Origin of the sequence: Streptomyces sp. CB03234 (assembly GCF_001905885.1) — a bacterium.
GTDB lineage: Bacteria > Actinomycetota > Actinomycetes > Streptomycetales > Streptomycetaceae > Streptomyces.
The window spans coordinates 164014-181043 of sequence record NZ_LIYH01000005.1; the positions used below are offsets into that span (position 1 = coordinate 164014).

Annotated in this window: 17 protein-coding genes; 7 read left to right on the forward strand and 10 right to left on the reverse strand. The window is 69.9% G+C overall.

The window, feature by feature from the left end; translation table 11 throughout:
* Positions 1-51 precede the first annotated feature (51 nt).
* Positions 52-1833, reverse strand: a complete 1782-nt coding sequence (gene thiC / locus AMK26_RS22035) for a phosphomethylpyrimidine synthase ThiC (protein WP_073756451.1) — start codon at positions 1831-1833, stop codon at positions 52-54.
* Between the two features lie 199 nt (positions 1834-2032).
* On the opposite strand from thiC, the gene AMK26_RS22040 reads away from it, so the two are divergent.
* Positions 2033-3367, forward strand: coding sequence for a YibE/F family protein (locus tag AMK26_RS22040; RefSeq protein ID WP_073756452.1), 1335 nt, complete (start codon positions 2033-2035; stop codon positions 3365-3367).
* Positions 3368-3430: 63 nt separating this feature from the next.
* Here the strand turns inward: AMK26_RS22040 and AMK26_RS22045 are convergent, their stop codons facing one another.
* From AMK26_RS22045 to AMK26_RS22060, 4 genes are all read right to left on the reverse strand, one after another.
* A complete protein-coding gene (locus AMK26_RS22045) occupies positions 3431-3865 on the reverse strand; it encodes an SsgA family sporulation/cell division regulator (protein ID WP_073756453.1) in 435 nt (144 codons plus the stop codon).
* 151 nt (positions 3866-4016) lie between these two features.
* Entirely contained in the window at positions 4017-4742 is a 726-nt protein-coding gene (locus AMK26_RS22050) for an IclR family transcriptional regulator (RefSeq protein ID WP_241838015.1), read from the reverse strand.
* A 268-nt stretch (positions 4743-5010) separates the two neighbouring features.
* Positions 5011-5232, reverse strand: coding sequence for a DUF5326 family protein (locus AMK26_RS22055; protein WP_073756454.1), 222 nt, complete (start codon positions 5230-5232; stop codon positions 5011-5013).
* Positions 5233-5394: 162 nt separating this feature from the next.
* Complete coding sequence (locus tag AMK26_RS22060; RefSeq protein ID WP_073756455.1) at positions 5395-5712, reverse strand: cupin domain-containing protein; 318 nt, start codon at positions 5710-5712, stop codon at positions 5395-5397.
* A 51-nt stretch (positions 5713-5763) separates the two neighbouring features.
* Here AMK26_RS22060 and AMK26_RS22065 point away from each other — a divergent pair, with 51 nt between their 5' ends.
* The 4 genes from AMK26_RS22065 to AMK26_RS22080 all read left to right on the forward strand — a co-directional run bounded on the left by AMK26_RS22065 (position 5764) and on the right by AMK26_RS22080 (position 9016).
* A complete protein-coding gene (locus AMK26_RS22065; protein WP_073756456.1) occupies positions 5764-6144 on the forward strand; it encodes a phage holin family protein in 381 nt (126 codons plus the stop codon).
* 83 nt (positions 6145-6227) lie between these two features.
* On the forward strand, positions 6228-7349 hold the full coding sequence (locus AMK26_RS22070) for a cystathionine gamma-lyase (protein WP_073756457.1): 1122 nt from the start codon (positions 6228-6230) through the stop codon (positions 7347-7349).
* A 229-nt stretch (positions 7350-7578) separates the two neighbouring features.
* Entirely contained in the window at positions 7579-8475 is an 897-nt protein-coding gene (locus AMK26_RS22075) for a LysR family transcriptional regulator (RefSeq protein ID WP_073756458.1), read from the forward strand.
* 61 nt (positions 8476-8536) lie between these two features.
* Entirely contained in the window at positions 8537-9016 is a 480-nt protein-coding gene (locus AMK26_RS22080) for an NUDIX domain-containing protein (protein WP_073756459.1), read from the forward strand.
* Between the two features lie 67 nt (positions 9017-9083).
* Here the strand turns inward: AMK26_RS22080 and AMK26_RS22085 are convergent, their stop codons facing one another.
* The 3 genes from AMK26_RS22085 to AMK26_RS22095 all read right to left on the reverse strand — a co-directional run bounded on the left by AMK26_RS22085 (position 9084) and on the right by AMK26_RS22095 (position 13222).
* Positions 9084-10895, reverse strand: a complete 1812-nt coding sequence (locus AMK26_RS22085) for a globin domain-containing protein (RefSeq protein ID WP_079277746.1) — start codon at positions 10893-10895, stop codon at positions 9084-9086.
* A 278-nt stretch (positions 10896-11173) separates the two neighbouring features.
* Positions 11174-11815 (reverse strand): HAD family hydrolase, encoded by a 642-nt coding sequence (locus AMK26_RS22090; RefSeq protein WP_073756461.1) that lies wholly within the window; start codon positions 11813-11815, stop codon positions 11174-11176.
* A gap of 192 nt (positions 11816-12007) precedes the next feature.
* Positions 12008-13222, reverse strand: a complete 1215-nt coding sequence (locus AMK26_RS22095) for an MFS transporter (RefSeq protein WP_073756462.1) — start codon at positions 13220-13222, stop codon at positions 12008-12010.
* Positions 13223-13366: 144 nt separating this feature from the next.
* On the opposite strand from AMK26_RS22095, the gene AMK26_RS22100 reads away from it, so the two are divergent.
* Both AMK26_RS22100 and AMK26_RS22105 read left to right on the forward strand, forming a co-directional pair.
* Positions 13367-13828, forward strand: coding sequence for a MarR family winged helix-turn-helix transcriptional regulator (locus AMK26_RS22100; RefSeq protein WP_073756463.1), 462 nt, complete (start codon positions 13367-13369; stop codon positions 13826-13828).
* 38 nt (positions 13829-13866) lie between these two features.
* Positions 13867-14319, forward strand: coding sequence for a GNAT family N-acetyltransferase (locus AMK26_RS22105; RefSeq protein WP_073756464.1), 453 nt, complete (start codon positions 13867-13869; stop codon positions 14317-14319).
* Between the two features lie 39 nt (positions 14320-14358).
* Here AMK26_RS22105 and AMK26_RS22110 read toward each other — a convergent pair whose 3' ends face one another.
* The gene (locus AMK26_RS22110; protein WP_073756465.1) at positions 14359-15735 is read right to left on the reverse strand and encodes a serine hydrolase domain-containing protein; all 1377 of its coding nucleotides are present in this window, start codon (positions 15733-15735) and stop codon (positions 14359-14361) included.
* Between the two features lie 69 nt (positions 15736-15804).
* On the reverse strand, positions 15805-16929 hold the full coding sequence (locus AMK26_RS22115) for a DNA polymerase III subunit beta family protein (RefSeq protein WP_073756466.1): 1125 nt from the start codon (positions 16927-16929) through the stop codon (positions 15805-15807).
* Positions 16930-17030 lie beyond the last annotated feature (101 nt).

Below are 17030 nucleotides of genomic sequence, written 5' to 3' on the forward strand. Positions count from 1 at the left end.
GTGAAACGAACAGACGTTTCACGTGAAACAGGCTCTCCTAGACGACGGATGTCAGTCCGCCAGCGGCAGATAGACCCGATTACCGGCGGCGGCGAACTCCTTGGACTTCTCCGCCATTCCGGCCTCGATCTCCGTCTCCTTCAGATCACCGCCGTGCTCACGCCGGATGTCCTGCGAGATCTTCATGGAGCAGAACTTCGGCCCGCACATGGAGCAGAAGTGCGCGGTCTTGGCCGGCTCGGCAGGCAGCGTCTCGTCGTGGAACTCGCGCGCCGTGTCCGGGTCGAGGGCCAGGTTGAACTGGTCCTCCCACCGGAACTCGAACCGGGCGTCCGACAGGGCGTCGTCCCACTCCTGGGCTCCCGGGTGCCCCTTGGCGAGGTCCGCGGCATGCGCGGCGATCTTGTAGGTGATGACGCCGGTCTTCACATCGTCCCGGTTGGGCAGGCCCAGGTGCTCCTTGGGCGTGACGTAGCAGAGCATCGCGGTGCCCCACCAGGCGATCATCGCCGCGCCGATACCGGAGGTGATGTGGTCGTAGGCCGGGGCCACATCGGTGGTCAGCGGGCCGAGCGTGTAGAACGGCGCCTCCTCGCAGATCTCCTGCTGGAGGTCGATGTTCTCCTTGATCTTGTGCATCGGGACATGGCCCGGGCCCTCGATCATCGTCTGTACGTTGTGCCGCTTGGCGATCTGGTTCAGCTCGCCGAGCGTACGCAGCTCCGCGAACTGCGCCTCGTCGTTGGCGTCCGCGATCGAGCCGGGCCGCAGGCCGTCGCCGAGCGAGTACGTCACGTCGTACGCGGCGAGGATCTCGCAGAGCTCCTCGAAGTTCTCGTACAGGAACGACTCCTTGTGGTGTGCCAGACACCACGCGGCCATGATCGAGCCGCCGCGCGAGACGATGCCGGTCTTGCGGCGGGCCGTCAGCGGCACGTACCGCAGCAGCACGCCCGCGTGGACCGTCATGTAGTCGACGCCCTGCTCGGCCTGCTCGATGACGGTGTCCTTGTAGATCTCCCAGGTCAGCTCCTCGGCCTTGCCGTCGACCTTCTCCAGGGCCTGGTAGAGCGGCACGGTGCCGATGGGCACGGGCGAGTTGCGCAGCACCCATTCGCGGGTGGTGTGGATGTTGCGGCCGGTGGAGAGGTCCATGACCGTGTCGGCGCCCCAGCGGGTGGCCCAGGTCATCTTCTCCACCTCCTCCTCGATGGAGGAGGTGACCGCCGAGTTGCCGATGTTGGCGTTGACCTTCACCAGGAACCGCTTGCCGATGATCATCGGCTCGATCTCCGGGTGGTTGACGTTGGCCGGCAGGACCGCGCGGCCGGCCGCGATCTCCTCGCGCACGACCTCGGGGGAGACGTTCTCGCGGATCGCGACGTACTCCATCTCCGGCGTGATCTCGCCCCGGCGCGCGTACGCGAGCTGCGTCACCGCCTGCCCGTCGCGGCCCCGGCGGGGCTGGCGCGGGCGGCCGGGGAAGACGGCGTCGAGGTTGCGCAGCCCGCCGCGCGGCGAGGTGTGCTTGATCCCGTCGTCCTCGGGGCGGACCGGGCGGCCCGCGTACTCCTCGGTGTCGCCGCGGCCGATGATCCAGTTCTCTCGCAGCGGCGGCAGGCCGCGTCGTACATCGGTCTCGACATTCGGATCGGTGTACGGCCCTGACGTGTCGTACAGCGTCACGTCCTTGCCGTTGGTGAGGTGCACCTTGCGGACCGGCACCCGGAGGTCGGGGCGCGAGCCCTCGATGTACCCCTTGTGCCATCCGATGGACTTCCCGGCCTCGTCGTTCTGGTTCGAGGCAGGCGTGCGTGCGTCCTGAACGGTCATCGTGACCTACTCCCTACGCCGGCATTACCCGGTAACAGGTTCGGCGGTCGACGCAGCGGTTTCCGTACCCGTCGTACGGATGTCAGCGCCCTCTCAGCCCGGTGCTCCGAGCTCCCGCGTGTGCAAAGGTGCCACCACGCTAGCGCTATCCCGGCCACGCTGAACAGAGGGCCCCCGTCGTTCTTGCGATGATCGGTCGGTGACTTCCTCGCAGCAGTCCCCCGAACCGACCGGACAGGCACATGGTCATACGCACAGCCATGCCCACAGCCATGGCCCCGCCGCGCCCGTCTCCAAGCACCTGCGCAAGGTCATCGCCGCGGTACTGATCCCCTTCGCGACGGCGGTGCTCGTCGGCCTCGCCGTGCTGTGGCCGGGCGGCGCCCCGGAGCACGAGCGCACGGGTGTCGGCTTCGACCGGCAGACCGAGCAGGGCACCGTGGTCCAGGTCGAGAAGGTGGACTGCCGGGACGTGAACGCCGCGCAGGTCCCGCCGACCGGCGACACGACCACGCCCGAAGGCCGCGAGGCGGTCAATGCCCAGCAGGGGCAGTGCGCCAAGGCGACGGTCGAGGTCACGACCGGCAAGGACAAGGGCCGCAAGTTCGTCGAGATCGTCCAGCCGGACGCCCCCCGCCAACTGGAGGAAGGCCAGGGAGTCGTGGTGGCGTACGCCCCCGACGCCCCGCGTGACCTTCAGTACTCGGTCACCGATGTGAACCGCAAGGTGCCGATGGCGCTGCTCGCCGCGATCTTCGCCCTGGCGGTGGTGGCCGTCGGCCGGCTGCGCGGAGTGATGGCCCTGGTCGCCCTGGCGGTGAGCTTCGCGGTGCTGACCCTGTTCATCCTGCCCGCCATTCTGCAGGGCTCGAATCCGCTGGTCGTGGCGGTGGTCGGGTCGAGCGCCATCATGCTGATCGCGCTCTACAGCTGCCACGGCCTGACCGCGCGCACCTCGGTGGCCGTGCTGGGCACGCTGATCTCCCTGTTGCTGATCGGCCTGCTCGGCTCACTCTTCATCGGCTGGGCCTCGCTGACCGGCAACACCGACGACAATACGGGCCTCATCCATGGCCTGTACCCGAACATCGACATGTCCGGTCTGCTGCTGGCCGGTGTCATCATCGGTTCGCTCGGTGTGCTCGACGACGTCACGGTGACCCAGACGTCGGCGGTGTGGGAGCTGCACCAGGCGGACCCGAAGATGGGGCCACGCGCCCTGTACCGGGCCGGTATCCGGATCGGCCGCGACCACATCGCCTCGGTGGTGAACACGCTGGTGCTCGCCTACGCGGGTGCGGCCCTTCCCCTGCTGCTGCTGTTCTCGATCGCGCAGAGCAGCGTGGGGACGGTCGCCAACAGCGAACTGGTCGCGGAGGAAATCGTGCGGACCCTGGTGGGCTCGATCGGTCTGGTGGCCTCGGTGCCGGTGACCACCGCGCTGGCCGCCCTGGTCGTCTCGGCCGACCGGCCGGGTGCCGAGGCACCGGTGGCGGTACGCGGTGGGGGACGGGGCCGGCGACGCAAGAAGTAGCCGCGCCTCTCCCCCCGGCCCGCCCCGCGGTCTTCAGCCGGTAGGGCCTCAGCCGGAAGGGCCTCAGCCGGCGTTCTCCTCGGCGAGGATCCGGCCGAGGGCTTCCTCCAGGTGGCCCTCGAAGTCACCGAGCGTGCGCTCCTGCCCCAGTGGCACCAGCTTGTCGGTGCGGTCGAGGAAGGCCACCAGGGGCGGCGCGCTGGACCGGAACAGCGCACGGTCGGCACCGACCTGCAGCCGGATGCTCACGTCCGACAGGTCCTCGGGTCCGGTGGGCGTGATGTGCACATCGCCGTCACCGCTGGGCCCGTTGATCCCGTCCAGGAGCAGTTCTCTGCCGAATGCCCAGGTGACAGGCGCATCGCCGGGCAGGTGGAACGTCATCCGGACCGCGAACGGGTCCCTGGTCTCGTACCCCAGCTCGACCGGAATCCTGAACGAGAGCTCCTCGGAGACGACGAAGCTCATCAGGACTTCGGCCTGAACCGACTCGCGCATCATGTACCCCGCAGTGAATGAAGCAGTGGCGAACAACAGCTGATGAAGATCGGTGAAGAAAAGCGGCTGGAAAAACGGCCAGGAATGGTCCGTACTGGCCCTCTTGACGCAATCGTCCTGTAAGCGCTACAGGATCACAAGGAGTGAGTTTTCAGATACTGATAGAGAACGCCAACGAGCTGAAGAGTTTCCCCACCTCCCCGCGCAGGCGGTCGACCGCGGGCAGCAACCGGTGTTCCTGGTGGGACGGTACGGAAATGGCCATCGTGGCGGCAGCGGAACCCGCCGTGATGGGGATGGCCGCGCAGACCGTACCAAGCGCGTACTCCTGGCGCTCCACGACCGGTTGCGTCCGTTCCGTGGCCCTGAGCCGCTCCAGCAGCGTCCGCCGGTCACGCACGGTGTAGGGGGTGATCGGCTGCACGGGATGGCGGTCCAGATGGTCCCGGCGGGACCGCTCGTCGAGCTGGCTGAGCAGGCATTGCCCGATCGCATGGGCATGGCCCGTCGCCCGGAAGTCGGCCCATTCGTCGACGGCGGGCGCCGCGGGGGTGTCCGAGACGGCGATCAGTTCGATCTCTCCGTCGCGGTAGGCCGCGAAATACACGGGAACGCCGATCGCGTCCCGCCAGTGCGCCAGCGAGTTCTCGATCTTGCTGCGACGATTCTGCAGAACTCCGCCACCCGCCAGCCGCCCTGCCGCCTCGCCGAAGAGGAACACACCGTTCTCCCGGCGCAGATAGCCCTCATGCGTCAGCGTGCGCAGCAGGTGGTACGCGGTGGGCAGCGGCAGGCCCGTCTCACGCGCCAACTGCTTGGCGGGGGCCCCGTCGGCGTGGGACCCCACGGCCTCCAGCAGCCTCAGCGCCCGCTGCACGGAGCCGATCAGAGTCGGAGGAGGGGCAGGAGTAGCGGTAGGGGTACGGGTAGGGGAATGCGGTGCCGTGGCCAAAGGTCACCCCCAGGCGTTTCGCCCATTCAGTCGTACAAACCGCTGGTAGGGCGTTCGTAAACCCCTTGGTTCCAAGGGCAGCGGAGGCTTGCCACTCTAATGGCAGCCTCCGTTCGGGGTGAGGTTTCGCCAGGGCCGTTCCCCCGCCCGGGCTAACAGGCGGGCGAATGCCCGGACAGTTGCTCCATGGAGGTCACCAGTCGCCGCGGGATGACGAGGAGGACATGAACTTCCGTACGACGTAAATGAGTCCACCGACGAGCAGCGCGAACACGAGCACCTTGAACAGCAGCCCGATCAGCACACTGATCACGGTCCCGATCAGGCTCCCGAAGACCACCAGGGCAATGACGGGTATGGCGATCCACTTCACCCACCAGGGCATTCCCGCGAGTATTTCCCGTACCGCCGCCATTGTCCCGACCTCATCTCTGGTGACATGTCCTACCGTTGGGCACCTTCGATGCTAGGTGCCGCCGGCTCGTCACGGGGGCTCCGCAGCCCTCGCTCTCCCCTGATCCTCCCCCTAGGGAACCCCGGTCCCGCCGGGCGCCGGCGCTCAGCTCTCCGGAGGAGATCAGCTCTCCGGAGGAGAGAAGACCACCATCACCCGCAGGTCCTCGGTGATGTGGTGGAACTTGTGCGGCACGCCGGCCGGCACGTACACCACACTGCCCCGCCCCACCTGCGTCGTCTCCATCCCCACCGTGATCGACGCGCGCCCGCTGACGACGAAGTACACCTCGTCCTCCTTGTGCGGCCGCTGCGGGTCGAGCTCCCCGGCGTCGAGCGCGTACAGGCCCACCGACATGTTCCGCTCCCGAAGGAACTGCAGATACGCGCCGTCATTGGCGGCCCGTTCCGCCTCCAGCTCATCCAGTCGGAATGCCTTCATCGCCCGTCCGCCCCTGCACTTGATCCGATCGTGTCTGCCACGATCAGACACATGATGAATTTCCTAGTCAAGACGCTCGCGAACGCGGCCGCTCTGGCCGTGGCGATCTGGCTGCTCGCCGACATCACGCTGACCGGTGACAGCACCGGCAAGAAGGCCCTGACCCTGGTCCTGGTGGCCCTGGTCTTCGGCATCGTGAACTTCCTCGTCAAGCCGGTCGTGAAGCTGCTCACGCTGCCGCTGTTCATCCTCACGCTGGGCCTGTTCACGCTGGTCGTCAACGCGCTGATGCTGCTGCTGACCTCGTGGCTGGCCGACAAGCTGGACCTGAACTTCCACGTCGAGGGCTTCTGGACCGCCGTCCTCGGCGGCCTGATCATCTCTGTCGTGTCGTGGGCCATGAACGTGGTTCTCCCCGACGGCAGGGACTGAGGCAGGGTGAGTCCCGTGAGTACCACGTACCGCGTCTGTTTCGTCTGCGACGCCGTACCCGAACGTCTGAAGGAGCGTGCCGCATGACATGGGGCGACGGAACCAGGGCGGTACGGGCCGGGCTGCCCGAGCCGAGGGCGTACGAACCGACCCTCCCGGGACCGGTGTTCGCCGCCCACTACCACCTGCCCGGGGAGCCGACCGGCCCCTACACGTACGGGCGGGACGAGAACCCGACGTGGACGCATCTGGAACGGGCGATCGGTGAGCTGGAGGCGCCGGGTGCTCCAGATGTCGAGACGGTCGTCTTCGCCTCCGGGATGGCCGCCATCTCCTCCGTACTGTTCTCGCAGCTGAGGGCCGGGGACGCGGTCGTCCTGCCGGCCGACGGCTACCAGGCGCTGGCGCTGGTGCGCGAGCAGCTCCAGGCGTACGGGATCGAGGTGCGCACCGCGCCGACCGGCGGCGACGCGCAGCTGTCGGTGCTGGAGGGGGCGCGGCTGCTCTGGATCGAGACGCCGTCGAACCCGGGGCTGGACGTGTGCGACATCCGGCGGCTGGTGGCCGCCGCGCACGCCGGGGGCGTGCTCGTCGCGATCGACAACACGCTCGCCACCCCGCTCGGCCAGCGCCCGCTGGAGCTGGGCGCGGACGTCTCCGTGGCCAGCGGCACCAAGGGCCTGACCGGACACGGCGACATCCTGCTCGGGTACGTGGCGTGCCGCGACGCCGCCCTGGCCGCTTCCGTACGGCGCTGGCGCAAGATCGCCGGGGCGATCGCCGGCCCGATGGAGGCCTGGCTCGCGCACCGGTCGCTGGCGACGCTCCAGCTGCGCGTCGACCGGCAGTGCGCGACCGCGCTGGCGCTCGCCGAGGCGCTGTCGGCGCGCGAGGGGGTGACGGGAGTGCGGTATCCCGGACTGCCGGGGGACCCGTCGCACAAGGTGGCGGCCGGGCAGATGCGGCGCTTCGGGTCGGTCGTCTCCTTCGTCCTGCCCGACCGGGAGCGGGCGGAACGCTTCCTGGGCGCGCTGCGGCTGGTGGACGACGCGACCAGCTTCGGCGGGGTCCGGTCCACGGCGGAGCGGCGCGGGCGGTGGGGCGGGGACGCGGTGCCCGAGGGCTTCGTCCGCTTCTCGGTCGGGGCCGAGGACACCGAGGACCTGGTGGCGGATGTGCTGCGCGCGCTGGACGAGGCGGGCTGAGCGGACCCACTACGACGAACGGACGGTCCGAGCCTCCCCCCTCATGGCTCGGACCGTCCGTGTTTTCCTGCGGCTGACCGCGTGCACAAGGCTAGTTGACTCTGTGTCAGTGTCCAATCACTGTAGCGACAGAGACCTATCGACTTATTTATAGTTGGACAGTCGTCCCTGAGGCGACGTCAGCCGCGCGTGGCCGCAGCGGTCGCCGGAGGGCGGGAGGGGGAGGCGCATGGATCTGGCGTTGCTGCGTACGTTCGTCACCGTGCACCGGGCCGGCTCCTTCACCCGCGCCGCCGCACTTCTGGGCCTCTCGCAGCCGGCCGTCACCAGCCAGATCCGCTCGCTGGAGCGCCAGCTGGGCCGCCCGCTGTTCCTGCGCCAGGCCCGTGGCGTCACGCCCACCACGATCGGCGACGAGCTCGCCCACCGCGCGGCGCCGCACCTCGACGCGCTCGTCGAGATCGCCGAGGCCGGTCTCGACGACGAGTCCGGCGTACGCACGCTCCACTTCGCCGGGCCGCCCGAGTTCACATCGGTGCGCGTCCTGCCCGCCCTCACCTCGCTGGTCTCCCAGGGACTCGCGGTACGCACGTCGCTGGTCTCCGCCGCCGAGGAGGTCCTCGACGGGCTGGCCGCCGGCCACCACGACCTGGCCATCGCCACCGCCCGCCCCCGCGGCGGACTGCTCACCGCGACCCCGCTCTGCGACGAGGAGCACGTCCTGGTCGCCTCGCCGCGCTGGGCCGCCCGGCTGGCGCCCGGCGTCCTGCTGCGCAAGGGCGCCGTGGTGCTGGAGCAGTTACCGGTGGTCGAGGTGCACGAGTCGCTGCCGTTCGTGGCGCGCTACTGGGCGGCGGTCTTCGAGTCGAAACCGGCCGCCGCGGCCACCGTCGTCGCACCCGACCTGCGCGCCGTCCTGGAGTCGGCCGCCTCGGGCGCCGGTCTCGCCGTCCTGCCCCGCTACCTGTGCGAGGACGCCCTGGCCGCCGGCCGGCTGGTGGCGCTGCTGGACCCGCCGGTGCCGCCACTGCGTACGTACTTCGTGGTGGTGCGCACCGGCACGCTGTCCCTGCCGCACATCGCGCGGGCGCACGAGTCGCTGCTGCGCGCTGCGACGGACTGGTGACGGCAGGTGGGTGGCGTACCGGGCGGGTTTCAGGAGGGGCGCCACGGGCCATTTTCAAGCCATGACCGAACGTCCAGTGGTCAAGCGCACCGCACGCGCCATTCTGCTCGACGGTGACGATCTCGTCCTGATCAAGCGCACCAAGCCCGGCATGGATCCCTACTGGCTCACCCCGGGCGGCGGCGTCGAGCCGAGCGACGCCACGGTCGTCGACGCGCTCCACCGGGAGGTCCACGAGGAACTGGGCGCCAAGATCACCGATGTGGTGCCGTGCTTCGTCGACACGGTCGAGCACATCGTGGACGGCGGCGTCTCGGGCGTGAAGGTGCAGCACTTCTTCGTCTGCCGGCTGGAGTCCATGGACCCCGCCCAGCGGCACGGGCCGGAGGTGGACGAGCCGCTCGGCGAGTACGAGATCGTCAGGGTGCCCTTCAGCCGGGTCGGTATCGCCGCCGTCAATCTCGTACCGCTGTCGCTGCGGCACTACCTGGACGGCAACATCGAGGGCGTACGGGCGATGCACGCCCCCGACCTGGGCTGACCCGCGCCGATTGCCCGCACCGCTCAGTCGGTGCCCCTCAGCTCGGCACCGCTCAGTCAGGAACCGCTCAGTCGCCGGCCGCCACGAGCTCTTCGAGCGAGTCGTGGCGGATCCGCTCGTAGGGCATGCCGACACCCCGGAGCGCGTCGACGCCGCTGCGGATCATGCCGGCCGGCCCCGAGAGGTACGCGTCGTACTCGTTCCACGGTCCGTACTCGCGCACCACATCGGGCAGCTGCGTCTTGCCGTCGATGATCGCGCGCACCTCCAGCCACGGGTGGGACTGCTGGAGCCGCAGCATGGTGTCGATGTCGTACAGATCGTGATCGGTACGGGCGCCGTAGAAGACCTCGACGGGGCGCCGGGCGCCGTGTTCGGCGACGTCCTCGACCAGCGCCTTGATGGGCGCGATTCCGGTGCCGCCGCCCAGGCAGAGCAGGCCGTTGTCGGTGGTGTGGTCGACGGTCATCGAACCGGCGGGCGGACCCAGGCGCAGCACGTCGCCGGGGCGGGCGTGGTGGACCAGGGCGTTGGACACCCAGCCGGCCGGGACGGCCTTGACGTGGAAGGACAGCAGTCCGTCCGAGCGGGGCGCGGAGGCGAAGGAGTAGTGCCGCCAGATCCGCGGCCACCAAGGGGTCTCAAGGCTCGTGTACTGGCCCGCCAGGAAGGGGTACGGCTGGTCGGGGCGGACCGTGATGACCGCGATGTCGGGCGTTCTCAGGTCGTGCGAGACCACCTCGGCGTGCCACCAGGCCGGCGCGTGCCGCTCGTTCTCGGCGGCCGCGTCGATCATGATCTGGGAGATCGTGGTGTACGTCCGGACCCAGGCGGCCTCGGTCTCCTCGTCCCACGTCGTCGTCGCGTACCGGCTCAGCGCCCCGATGAGCGCCTCACCGACGGCCGGGTAGTGCGAGGCATCGGTACCGTACTTGCGGTGGCCGCGGCCCAGGTGCTGGAGGTACTCGGTGAGCACCGCGGCGTCGTCCATGTGCTCGGCGGCGGTCAGCAGAGCCTTGAGGAGCCGGTCCCGCTGGGCCTCCATGGCCGCCGGGAAGAGGCCGCGGAGCTCGGGGTTGCGGGTGAAGAGCAGGGCGTAGAAGTACGAGGTCACCTTGTCGGAGACGGGCCCCACCTCGGCGAGCGTCCGCCGGACACGTATCGCATCGGGCGACCCGGACTCCGCGGCCACGGCGCCGGCCACCGTCTCGGGGGTGGGATGCTCCTCGGGGCTGCCCGGCTGGGCGTCGGGGCCGTCCGGGTGGGCGTGCGGGCCGTCCGGGTGAGCCGCGCGGTCGTGGTGCCGGGCGCTGTCGAGGTGGTCGGCGTGGTCGGCGTGGTCGGCGTGGTGGGCCTCGTCGGCGTGCTCCGCGCGCGGGGGGTGTCCGGCGCTGTCCGGGTGCCGTGCGTCGTCCACCTGGCCGGCGGGCGCGTCGTACGGGGCGTCCTGGGGATCCGGCGCGTGCACCGGGCCGGCGGGGGCGTGCGGGGGCTCCGGAGCCATGGGCCTTTCGGCCTGGCGTTCGCGCACCGGGCGCTGGGAGCCGTCGGGCCACGGCACGGTCGACGGCACGCGCGTCTCCGCCTCCGGCGCCCGGGAGGCCGGGGCCGCGCCGGCCTCCGGCTCCGCCATACGCGCCGCACCGGTGCCGACCATGCGTATGGACGTGAGCGGCCGACGCGCACCGGCTATTCGTTCCTGATGTCCCTCCGGAGCCTGGCCTGCACCCGCCTCACGCCCCGGGTGCCCGTCGGCATGGGCGGCCTCGGGTCCGGCGGGCCGGTCGGTGACCGGCTTGCGCGGTGTGAACCAGCCACTGCCCCCGCCGTTGTCGCCGGACGTGCCGTTGTCGGCCGACGTGGTGGTCGGAGCGTCCATAGAGTGCCTCGCCTCGAACATCTTTCGGTCGGTCTATAGCACTTCCGCCGGCCCGGAAGCTGCCTCAATTCGCCGCTTTTCGCCTCGTATTCGCTGCCCGCCGCCCACAGTAACCCTCAGCCGCACCACGAATCGGGACGAGTGCGACTGGCTGTGACATTGACCGCAGTTGCTGTGGTCGCAGCATGGCAGGAGTTGCCGGCTCGTCAGAGCGAGAGTGGAAAGCCCGGATTTCGTCCCCAGTTTTCGTTAGGCTGCGTTACCACCGTGTGTTTCGACTAACGGCGGACTCGTACCAGTTCGTAGGCTTCGCGGAGATCGCCTCCCGTATACGTGTGTGTGGCAAGCCCGGACAGATGATGGTCCGCGTTGATCGCCACCGCTACCGGAACCGTCGCGAAGATCTCCGCGTCGGACATGGAATCACCGTATGCAACACACTCGTCCAGCTCCACCCCCAACTCTGCACAGAGTTGGTTCGCGATCTTCACTTTCGCCGACGCATTGAGAATGCCGTCGCGATTGACCGGCTGGGTGAATGGCACGGCAGGCCAACGTGAACCGTGGGCGGCGTGCGCCCCCCAGTCGAGCAGCCGCTCGACGAAGAAGTCGGGTGACAGGGAAACGACCGCACAGTAACCGCCGCCCGCCCGGATATCCGCCCAGACCTCGCGGATGCCTGCCAGCCACGGCGCTTCGTCGAACGCTGCGGCGACGTGCTCCAGGGTCAGCTCGGACCACAGCTCCCTGGCCCGCACCGCGAACTCGTCAGGAGTCAGGGCCCGGGCCAGGAGTGCGCGCTCCAGCTCGGCGATCTCGGCGCTCAGCCCGAGCTGGCGGGAGATCTCCACGGCTGCCGCGGATCCGCGGATCAGTGTGCCGTCGAGGTCGAACAGATGGAGTCTGGGTGGGCTCGCCATGTACGCCGAGGTTAGTACGGGTCCTCCGCGGGACGTTGTTTCACGTGAAACAGGCCTACGGCCGCCATGGCCAAACCGTGGTTCTGCTCGGGCCGCCGCCCACGCCGATCGCGCCGATCAGGCGGCCGTCACGGCGGACCGTACGCCACCCGCGAGGAAGAGGAGCGGGCGGTCGAGGGCGGCGCGGATGTCTCAGTGGTGAGCCGCGGGGACGGCGGCCGGCCCGGGGGCGGCCCCGGCGACGATCCGGCTGTCGCGCCGGGCATCGCGGCGTTCGAGGGCGCTGGAGAGGACGGCCAGTGCCAGGGCGGACGCGGCAAGGACGGCTCCGACCCAGTTGGGGGCGGTGATGCCGAGGCCCGCGGCGATGACGACACCGCCGAGCCAGGCGGACAGCGCGTTGCCGAGGTTGAAGGCGCCGATGTTCACCGCGGAGGCGAGGGTGGGAGCACCGGAAGCCTGGTCCAGGACCCGCTTCTGCAGTGGCGGTACGGTCGCGAAGCCCAGCGCGCCAATGAGCGTGACCGTGATCGCGGCCGTGATCCGGTTGTGCGCCGTGACAGTGAACAGTGCCAGGACGACGGCGAGGGCGCCCAGCGATACGTACAGCAGTGGCATCAGCTTGCGGTCGGCGAACCTGCCGCCGATCAGATTGCCGCCGACCATGCCGAGGCCGAACAGGACCAGCAGCCAGGTCACCGAGGACTCGGCGAATCCGGCGGCCTCGGTCATCATCGGGGTGATGTAGGTGATGGCGGCGAACACGCCGCCGAAGCCCAGGACGGTCATCGCCATGGCCAGCAGGACCTGGACATTGCGGAAGGCGGCGAGCTCGTGGCGCAGTCGTACGCCTTCGGGCTTGGGCTGCTCCGGCACCAGCTTCGCGACTCCGAGCAGGCCGAGGACACCGAGGGCGGCGACGATGAAGAAGGTCGCGCGCCAGCCGGCCGTCTGGCCGATGAAGGTACCGGCCGGCACGCCGACCACATTGGCGACGGTCAGGCCGGTGAACATCATCGCGATCGCGCCGGCCTTCTTCTGCGGCGCGACCAGATCGGCGGCGACCACGGAGCCGATGCCGAAGAACGCGCCGTGGGCGAGCGAGGCGACGACCCGTCCGACCAGCATGAGGCCGAAGGCAGGGGCGACGGCGGACAGAACGTTGCCCGCGATGAACAGCCCCATGAGAAGCATCAGCATGCGCTTGCGGGAGACCCGGGTCCCCAGGACTGTCATCAGTGGAGCGCCGAGGACGACGCCGAGTGCATAGCCCGTGACGAGGTAGCCGGCGGTCGGGATCGACACCTGATAGTCGGCCGCGACCTGGGGAAGCAGCCCCATGATCACGAACTCGGTGGTTCCGATCCCGAAGGCCCCGATGGCGAGGGCGAGGAGCGCGAGTGGCATGGGTGAACCCTTTCCCCAGAGGTTGCATCTGCGCCTTACGGGCGTCGACAATAATTGCAGACGCTGGTTAATTGCAAGCGCGGGCTATTGCGGACGTCGTCTATCCTGGGGACAAGCCGCTCCGGGACAGAGGAGAGATCTCCCATGACAGCCACAGGTCCGGCGCTCACCGCCCTCGCGCAGGGCTGGTGCGCCCTCTCTCTGCTCCACGGCAGGATCGAGGCCCGTATCGAGCGTGAGCTGGAGGCCAAGCACGGCCTGAGCGTGCGTGAGTTCTCCCTGCTCGATGTCCTCAGCCGACAGCACAACGGCCCCGGCGGCCACCTCCAGATGAAGCAGGTCGCCGACGCCGTCGTCCTCAGCCAGAGCGCCACCACCCGCCTGGTCACCCGCCTCGAGGACCGCGGACTGCTCACGCGCTATCTCTGCGACACCGATCGACGCGGTATCTACACCGACGTCACCGAGGCCGGCCTGGCGCTGCTCGCCGAGGCCCGGCCCACCAATGACGCCGCTCTGCGGGAAGCGCTCGACGAGGCCGCGAAGAACCCGGAGCTGGCCCCACTGGTCAGGGCGGTCGAAGAGCTGCACGTACCAGTGGCCTGACCAGCCGCCGGGTAACACGCGGAAGTAGCCTGCGCCCCATGAGCGATCTTGAGATCAGGCCTGCAGCCCCCGCCGACATCCCCGCGATCGTGGCCATGCTCGCCGACGACCCCCTGGGGGCGCAGCGTGAGTCGCCCGACGACCTCACTCCGTACTCCGCCGCCTTCGAGCGGCTGTCGGGCGACCCACATCAGCGTCTGGTCGTCGCCGTCCGCGATGAGCGGGTCGTCGGGACGCTCCACCTCACGATCATTCCGGGACTGTCACGGCGTGGCGCCAACCGGTCGATCATCGAAGCCGTTCGCATACACGCCGATGAGCGCGGCGGCGGTCTGGGCACTCAGCTCATCGAATGGGCCATCGCCGAGTCCCGGCGCGAGCAGTGCCAGTTGGTGCAACTGACGTCCGACGCCAGCCGCACCGACGCACACCGCTTCTACGAGCGGCTCGGCTTCGAAGCCTCGCATGTGGGCTTCAAAATGACGTTGTGACGTCCTCCCGCCCCGGGGCGCACCGTTTCACGTGAAACATCACAGCCCGCGCCAGCCCTCCGGGTCCACACCGCCCGGCACCGCATCCCTCGGCTCGTACGGCTCGCGTGTGAACACGAACGAGCCGAGGTCCAAGTGACTGACGGAACCGTCCTCGCGCCGCACGGCCCGCAGCGTCTCTCCCGCGTAGTAGCCGTCCAGACCTGTCCAGGTGCCGTCCCCCTCTGCCCGGAAGTGCGAGGCACGTCCCTGACCCCGCAGGGGGCACAGCTCCACACCGCCATCCGCGACCACGCGCAAGCCGTAGGAGTGCGTACCCCAGTACCACGGCCCGGTCAGCTCCAGCAGCGCCGGATCGACCTCGGGCAGCGGCCGCCAGGGCTCCGGAATGCGCGGCTCGGCGTCGGCCACGATACGTACGAGCTCGGCGGCGACCACTCCGGGCATCGGCCCGGACGTGGCGTTGGCCAGGGCGACCGCCGCGACACCGTCCTCCACGCTCACCCACAGGCCCGCGAGGAACCCCGGCAGGGAACCGCCGTGCCCCACCAGGGTGCGCTCGCCCGCGCGTACCAATTGGAGCCCGAGCCCATAGCAACCGTTCCAGTCCCCGGCCTCCGGCGGTACGGCAGGGGTACGCATCTCCCGCAGCGTCTCGGCGCTCAGCACCCGCTCGTCGCCCTCCGCCAGGAAGGAGGCGAACCGGCACAGATCCGAGGCGGTCGACCACAACTGGCCCGCCGACGCCATCAGCCCGAGGTCCTCGGCCGGTTCGGGCATCATCACATCGGCCCACGGATGCACCGCCCAGCCACCGGCATACGGAGCGACAGGCCGGGTGCTGGTACGCCCCAGCCCCAGGGGTTCCAGGATCTCGGCTGTCAGCGCCTCCTCCCACGTCACCCCGCGCACTGCCTCGATCAGCGAACCCAGCAGCGTGTACCCGGTGTTGGAGTAGTGGTGTCGCCGCCCAGCCGGGTGCAGCAGCGGCCGCTCCCCGAGCACATCGGCGAGTTCCGGGCGCAACATCCCTGGCGTCCGCTCCCACCATGGTGACGGCGACTCGGCCGCAAGCCCGGCGCTGTGCCCGAGCAACTGAGCGATCGTCACATCCCCCACACCCGTCCCGGGCAGGTGCTTCTCCAGGGGATCCCCCAGGTCGAGCAGCCCCTCGTCCCGCAGCCGCATCACCAGAACCGCCGTGAACGGCTTGGTGATGGAACCGATCCGGTACTGCGTATCGGCATCCGGCACGTGCCCGTCGACGCAGCTGCGCCCGCCCTCCCACAGCAGCCGGCCGTCCCTGGCGACCGCGCCGACGAAAGAAGGCGTACGGCCCTCGGCCTGCGCGGTGGCCACCCGGTGCAGGAGGGCGCGCTCGGTGCTGGGGAGAAGTGTGCCGAAAGTTGACGTCATGCCCCAGGTGTATCCGCCCGTGCCCGATCCCGTCGACCGCTTTGTGCCCCCGCTTGGCCGTACGACGCGCTATACGGCGCTGTACGACCGTGTTGTCTCCCGGACCGGCATGACCAGGGTGGTGAAGCTGCCCTGGTCCGCGGAACGGACCACCACCGGCTGCGTCGGCGAAGAGATCTCCAGCAGGACGTCCGGACCCACCCCCGCGTCGAGCGCTGCCAGGAGCACATCCGGGTCGAAGGCGATACGCAGCGCCGGTCCGGTGCAGATGGCGCGCAGCGTGGTGCGTTCCGTTCCGGGAGCGGTGGCCACCAGCCTGCGCTCCTCGGTGTGCAGGGCGACCGCCGGGCTCCCGCAACGGCCGGTCAGCACCTCGCGGAGCTCGCCCCGCCCGGCGATGATCCGGTGCCGGGCCGGTGGCAGGCCGTCCAGAACCATCCGGTAGTCCGGGAAGGCACCGTCGACGACCGGCACAGCGCGCACCCGGTCCCCACTGCGGACCCAGGCGCCCGGCCCGTCGATCTCCATGGTGACCTCCGGCAGCCACAGCGCCCAGGCGGCGATGTCCCTCATCTCAGCGGCGTCCACCAGCACCTGACGCGGCCCGCCCCCGCCGGCCTCTGCCCGCAGCACCCGGACCGCCAGACGGAAGCGGTCGGTCGCCACCAACCGCACCTCCTGGCCGTCGAGTTCCAGCAGCACACAGCCCAGCTCGCGCAACTCCTCCCCTACGCCCGCCCCGGCCGCCGCCGGCGCCACCTGCCGTACGGCGCTGGCGAACTCCGCTCCGCCGACCCTGGCCCGCGTTCCCGTCCCCGGCCTCGTTCCCGATGCACCGGGCAGGTCGCACAGGATGTCCTCGACGGCCGCCTGGGCCGCCGCCGCCATGTCGCGGCTCCTTCGCGCATGGTCCTCCAGCACCGCGCGGGCCGCCTCCCGACCGCCGTCGAGCACCACCAAGGCGTCCACCAGCGGCAGCCCCGCCTCCCGCAACCGCCGCACCACACCGGCACGCGCCTCCTGGCCCGGCTCGTAGTAGCGGTAGCCCGTCACGCCGTCGACGTGTGCGGGGCGCAGCACACCGCAGTCGTCGTAGAACCGCAGGGCACTCGGCGCCAGCCCCACCCGCCGGGCGAAGGCCCCGATGCTCAACCGCGCTCCGGTCCCGGCGATCCCGTCGATCTCCTCGTCCATGGCCGCGATTGTCGGCCTTCAAGCAGCGTGAAGGTCAAACGCCCCGGACCTGCAGGCACCCGCTCTGCTGGCGGCGAAGACCGACCTGGCCGGCCGACGGC